A 475-nucleotide genomic window follows, 5' to 3' on the forward strand; every position below is an offset into this window, starting at 1 on the left:
CCATATTGAGTGCATGCCAAACAACAAGCCAATTTATGCCGCGGCAATGCAGACGATACCGAGAACAAACACTTGCTTGAGTTTGTTGCGCGTTTCACCAACGATAATCAGCGGCACCATAATAATCAGACCGGTAATGGTTGACGGCAGATAGACTTGCCAGTGATGGATTTTTTCCAAACCCAACTGCGTCATGGCAAACGGCAATGCGGTAAATACTGCCATTTGCGCCGCATGCAAGGCAAAAATGCCGAAGTCGAGATTGAGCAGCTGGCGGTTTCTCAATACTTCGCCCATACGCGAAGGCTGCGCCTGCGTGTCTCCGTGCAATTTTGACTCTTCCGGCTCCGGCGTCATCCAAGCAACCACGCCGATACTGATTCCCGTCAGGATCCTGGTCAGCGCAAACAGGCCGGATACGCCGATAAAGCTGGCAATCATCGGGGAAAGCACCAGGCTGACGGAGAAGGTCAAG

General features: G+C 52.2%; 1 pseudogene. It reads right to left on the bottom strand.

The window, feature by feature from the left end:
• Positions 1-36 precede the first annotated feature (36 nt).
• Positions 37-475 (bottom strand): annotated as a pseudogene (locus ACTHUG_RS11425) (MFS transporter); the annotation flags it as partial.

The sequence above is a fragment of the Neisseria sp. P0022.S009 genome, assembly GCF_051956675.1.
GTDB lineage: Bacteria > Pseudomonadota > Gammaproteobacteria > Burkholderiales > Neisseriaceae > Neisseria.